Origin of the sequence: Sphaerisporangium sp. NPDC088356 (genome assembly GCF_040685555.1) — a bacterium.
In the GTDB taxonomy this organism is placed as follows: Bacteria; Actinomycetota; Actinomycetes; order Streptosporangiales; family Streptosporangiaceae; genus Sphaerisporangium.
The window spans coordinates 1-5,320 of the sequence record NZ_JBFBIK010000215.1 but is presented as its reverse complement, the minus strand read 5'-3'; the positions used below and the strand labels follow the sequence as shown (position 1 = coordinate 5,320).

The 5,320-nt window shown below is 68.0% G+C and carries 4 protein-coding genes; 3 read left to right on the top strand and 1 reads right to left on the bottom strand.

The genetic code is table 11. The annotated features are described in order from the left end of the window. Positions 1-1,415, bottom strand: a 1,415-nt coding sequence (locus tag AB0O34_RS36005; RefSeq protein WP_363923345.1) for a glycoside hydrolase family 27 protein, incomplete at its 3' end; no start/stop codon positions are given. Positions 1,416-1,919: 504 nt separating this feature from the next. Here AB0O34_RS36005 and AB0O34_RS36000 point away from each other — a divergent pair. From AB0O34_RS36000 to AB0O34_RS35990, 3 genes are all read left to right on the top strand, one after another. Beyond that, the gene (locus AB0O34_RS36000; RefSeq protein WP_363923343.1) at positions 1,920-2,156 is read left to right on the top strand and encodes a hypothetical protein; all 237 of its coding nucleotides are present in this window, start codon (positions 1,920-1,922) and stop codon (positions 2,154-2,156) included. Positions 2,157-2,166: 10 nt separating this feature from the next. After that, positions 2,167-3,762 carry a lectin gene (locus AB0O34_RS35995; RefSeq protein ID WP_363923341.1) on the top strand — a complete coding sequence of 532 codons (1,596 nt, stop codon included), beginning with the start codon at positions 2,167-2,169 and terminating at the stop codon, positions 3,760-3,762. Positions 3,763-4,136: 374 nt separating this feature from the next. Further along, positions 4,137-5,320, top strand: a 1,184-nt coding sequence (locus AB0O34_RS35990; protein ID WP_363923339.1) for an endo-1,4-beta-xylanase, incomplete at its 3' end; no start/stop codon positions are given.

Genomic DNA, 5,320 nt, shown 5'->3' with positions numbered 1-5,320 from the left:
GCCTGCGAGGACCCCGAGACGTCCAGGCACCGGCCGGACGCCACGCCCCTGATCGGGCCCCCGCCGGAACCGGTCGGGGTGGGCGTGGGCGTCGGGCTCGGGGAGGGAGTGCCCCCGCTGGAGGTGACGGTGAGCAGGACCGCTTCGCGGGCGGGCACGGTCGTGGTGTAACCGCCGCTGAAGGTGCCGGCGTCGGTGCCCGTCCACGGGTTGCGGACGGTCGCCGAGCCGGTGAGCCCGAGGTCGGACCAGCGGGCGGTGATGGACGCGGCGGAGGTGGTCCGGTTCAGCAGCAGCACCGCCCGGCGTCCCGTGCCCGACAGGACCTTGCTGTACACCTGGCGTCCCGTCTGGTCCTCGGCGACCTTCACGCCCTGCCGTCCCAGGGGATCCTGGTCGATGGCGAGCACTTCCCGGTTGGTGAGGATCGCCTTGGTGTCAGCGCTCATGTCGGTGAGCTTGTTGCCGGCGAGCAACGGGGCCCCGGAAACGGCCCACAGGCTCATGTGGGTGCGGTTCTGCGCGGCCGAGAAGCCCGTCATGCCCACGATGAGCATGTCCGGGTCGTTGTAGTGTCCGGGGCTCTGCGCGGCAGGGTGCTGGGCGGAGTCGAAGTTGGCCAGCACGCGGTCCATCGACGCGCTCTGTCCCCAGTAGATGATGTCGCCGCTGGTGCGCCACATGGTGGACATGCTCGGCGCCCAGTCCCAAGGGCTCTGGTTCCCCCAGTTGCAGATGGACAGGACCATCGGCCGTCCGGTCTGCGCGCTCGCGCGGGTGATCGCGTCGCTGATCGCCTGGTAGGCGTTGCGGGAGTTCAGCCCCTCGGCGTTGCCACCGCACCAGTCGACCTTGACGAAGTCGAAGCCCCATCGGGAGAACTGCAGGAAGTCCTGGTCGTAGTGGCCCTCGCTGCCGCTGCCCGGGGCGGCCGGACGGCCGGTCGGGTAGTAGTAGCCGCATCCGTCGCGGCCGGCGTCGGTGTAGATGCCGGCTTTCAGGCCCTTGCTGTGGATGTAGTCGGCGATCGCCTTCATCCCCCCCGGCCACTCGGCCGTATCCACCGTGATGTTGCCGGCGGAATCCCGCGTGCCCTGCCACCAGCCCTCGTCGATGTTGACGTATTGGTAGCCGGCGTCCTTCATCCCGGAGGACACCATCGCGTCCGTCTGCGCCTTGATCACGTTGTAGTTGATCTGGGCCGCGAAGGTGTTCCACGACGCCCAGCCCATCGGAGGGGTCGTCACCGACGCGACGGCGGTGGTGGCCGCGGTCGCGGTGCCCGCCGCGGCGACGGCGGTGCCGTCCGAGATGGCCCATCCCGCCGACACCACCGCCAGCATCATCAGCTGCACGATGACGGCGAGCCGGCTGAATGATCGGACGGGATCCGGGGGTGAGGAGTTTTCGCCCATGCTCGCGCCTCCAGAGCTGGATCAATGAGAGACATGTCGGGAGACCCCGCGATCGACGACCGGTCCATCGCCGACGCGTCACGGTCGGGGGCTCCTGCCGCTCACCACCGACCCCGGCAGGAGGTAGCCGCCTTGGGGACTCAGTGTGGAAACCATTACGAAACATGTCAAGACCATTCCGAACCGGTTCGATCGCACAGCCGCCGCCCGAGCGGTCCCGTGCGCTGGTGCGACACCGCGGCGGCGGGGGACGTCCCGGCCCCGTCATGTCGCCACCGGATGAACGTTTCATCACCTCGCGCCGCCGGGACAGTGCGACCGCGCCCATCAGAGCAGATCAAGCCGGTTCACCGCGTGGAACCGTGCCGCGGAGCGGCCGGGCCCTTGACAGATCTTCTGGGGTCGGATTGGCTCCGCCACACCACCACCGCGATCCGCCCGCGTGGAAAGGAGCACTCCATCCACCGCAATTAATGTTAGCGCTAACAACTCTGGGAAGCCGTAATGCGCATGGTTAGCCACCTCGCGATGACCCCCGAATCCGCAGGTACCGGAGGAGCTCGCTTTGTTAACGTTAACATCGCCAGCCGGTCGCGTACGTACGACCCGCGCACGGTGCTGGTGCGCTTCGGCGCCGACGGCGTGCCGCAGAACGCCAACGTGTCCAGCGCGCCGCAGCGGCTGTCCACGCTGATCGACCCCATCCCCACGGCCGTGCCCGGCGCGGACGTCTTCGTGTAGAGGAAACCAGATGCGCAAAATTCTTGGCTTGGCACTGGCGGCGCTACTGGCCGCCGGCTCCATGGTCGCGATCGGCGGTGAGACCTCGCCGGCCGCCGCGCTGGACAATGGTCTGGCCCGTACGCCCCAGATGGGGTGGAACGACTGGAACAGCTTCTTCTGCAATGTCAATGAGTCGTTGATCCGGCAGAGTGCGGATGCGATGGTGTCCAGTGGTATGGCGGCGGCGGGGTACAAGTACGTGAACATCGATGACTGCTGGTCGACGATGAGTCGTAATGCCAGTGGGGATCTGGTGGCCGATCCGCAGAAGTTTCCCAGTGGGATCAAGGCGCTGGCGGATTATGTACATGGCAAGGGGTTGAAGCTGGGGATCTACTCGTCGGCGGGGACCACGACGTGTGCGGGGTATCCGGCGAGTCTGGGGTATGAGCGGCGGGACGCGGCGTTGTGGGCGTCGTGGGGGATCGATTACCTGAAGTACGACAACTGCGGGGATCACCAGGGTAAGAACGGGCAGCAGCGGTATACCGCGATGCGGGACGCGCTGGCGGCGACCGGGCGGGCGATCGCGTACAGCCTGTGCAACTGGGGGCAGGAGAGTGTGTGGACCTGGGGGATGCCGGTGGGCAACTCCTGGCGCACCACAGGTGACATCGGGTCGAACTGGAACTCGATCATGGGCATCCTGGACCAGCAGGTCGGGCTCGAGGCCTACTCGGGTCCAGGCGGCTGGAACGACCCCGACATGCTGGAAGTAGGCGTCGGCTCGGTGACGGGGACCGAGGGCCGGGCACACTTCAGCCTGTGGTCATTGCTGAACGCCCCGCTCATCGCCGGCAACGACATCCGCACGATGAGCGCCGACACCCGCACCATCCTCACCAACACCGAGGTCATCGCGGTCAACCAGGACTGGGGCGGCAAGCAGGGCCACAAGATCAGCGACAACGGCAACCTGGAGGTCTGGCGCAAGCCGATGTCCAACGGTTCGGTCGCGGTCGTGCTGCTCAACCGTGGCACCTCGACCTCGGCCATCTCCACCACCGCCTCCGCCCTGGGGCTGGGCTCCGCGTCCTCCTACTCGGTGCGTGACCTGTGGGCGCACACGACGTCTTCCTCCTCCGGGACGATCAGCGCGTCGGTGCCCGGGCACGGGGCGGCGATGTACGTCGTGACCGGAGGGGGCATCGTCACGCCCACTCCCACGCCCACTCCCACGGGCACGGGTGCGATCAAGGGTGTGGGGTCGGGCCGGTGTCTGGACGTCACTGGCGCCTCGCAGGCCAACGGCACGCAGGCACAGATCTGGGACTGCAACGGCCAGGCCAACCAGCAGTGGACCCCGACCGCGGCCGGTGAGCTGCGAGTGTACGGCAACAAGTGCCTGGACGTGTACAACGCCGGCACCGCCGACGGCACCAACGTGATCATCTGGGACTGCAACGGCCAGGCCAACCAGCAGTGGCGGCTGAACTCCGACGGCACCATCACCGCCGTCGGCGCGAACAAGTGCCTGGACGTGCCCAACTCCACCGCCAACGGCACCAAACTCGTCGTCTGGTCGTGCAACGGCGGCACCAACCAACGCTGGACCCGTACCTGAGGTACACCCCAGACCCGCCTTCGCCGGGGGCGGCCGACCACTCCCGGCGAAGGCGTCCCATCCACTCCGCCCGAAGGAGGTCCCCCGTTGTGGCTCACGACGCGCGCCAGAGGCGGACACGGGCACGCGGCGAGTCACTCGAATCGATTCGCGGACAGTCTTGACATGTTACGTGAAGATTTCCACACTGAGTCCCCAAGGCGGCTTCCTCCTGCCCGGACCGGTGGTGGAGGGCAGGGGCCGCCGTCCGTGACGCCCGCGGCACCGCGGGTGCGGCGACGGGTCACGCCTCCGGTCGTCCGGTTGTCCCTGCATGTTCCCCCCTTTCTCAGTTCTCAGCGGATGTCATCGATCTCAGTTGTGGAGGCTTGGGCATGAGCGAAAACGCCATCCCCTCAGACACGGCTCGGCCGTCCAGGTTCCGGAGACCACGCGACGGCGTGCGCCGGGCGGTGGTCGCCGGTGCGCTTGGCGTGCTCGGTGTGACCGCGGCGCTGGCGCTGCCGTCCACCGCCGGGGCCGCCGCCGGCACGCTGGGTGCCGCGGCGGCGCAGAGCGGCCGATACTTCGGCACGGCGATCGCGGCCGGGCACATGAACGACTCGACCTACGTGGCGACCTGGGACCGCGAGTACAACGCGGTCACCCCGGAAAACGAGATGAAGTGGGACGCGACCGAGCCCTCCCGCGGCCAGTTCCGCTTCACCTCGGCCGACCAGATCGTCAGCCACGCCCAGAGCAAGGGCATGACGATCCGCGGGCACACGCTGGTCTGGCACGGTCAGCTGCCGAGCTGGGTCTCCAGCCTGTCGGCCAGTGACCTGCGCACGGCCATGATCAACCACATCAACGGCGTCATGGGCCACTACAAGGGCAAGATCTACGCCTGGGACGTGGTCAACGAGGCCTTCAACGACGGCGGCGCCGTCGGCACCCTGCGCAGCTCGGTCTGGACCCAGAAGCTCGGCAACGGCTTCATCGAAGAGGCCTTCCGCGCCGCGCGCGCCGCCGACCCCAACGCCAAGCTCTGCTACAACGACTACAACATCGACGACGCCAACGCCAACAAGACCCGCGGCGTCTACAACATGGTCAAGGACTTCAAGGCCCGCGGCGTGCCGATCGACTGCGTCGGTCTGCAGTCCCACTTCGGCAACCCGCCCTCCAACTACCAAGCCAACATCGCCCAGTTCGCCGCCCTGGGCGTCGACGTGCAGATCACCGAGCTCGACGTCGGCGGCTCGGGCTCCACCCAGGCCGACGCCTACCGCCGCGTCACCGAGGCCTGCACCGCCGTCGCCCGCTGCACCGGCATCACCGTATGGGGCATCACCGACAAGTACTCCTGGCGCTCCGGCGACACCCCGCTGCTCTTCGACGGCAACTTCAACAAGAAGGCGGCCTACACCTCCGTCCTGAACGCCCTCAACGCCGCCACCTCCAACCCCTCGCCCACCCCGACCGTGACCCCGACGACCACTCCTCCTCCCTCGGGCTCGGGTGCGATCAGGGGCGTGGCGTCCGGCCGGTGCCTGGACGTCTCGGGGTCCTCGCAGGC

Coding starts and splice junctions, on each gene's coding strand:
- AB0O34_RS35995 (WP_363923341.1), top strand. CDS start 2,167: ATGCGCAAAATTCTTGGCTTGGCACTGGCGGCGCTACTGGCCGCCGGC.
- AB0O34_RS36000 (WP_363923343.1), top strand. CDS start 1,920: ATGCGCATGGTTAGCCACCTCGCGATGACCCCCGAATCCGCAGGTACC.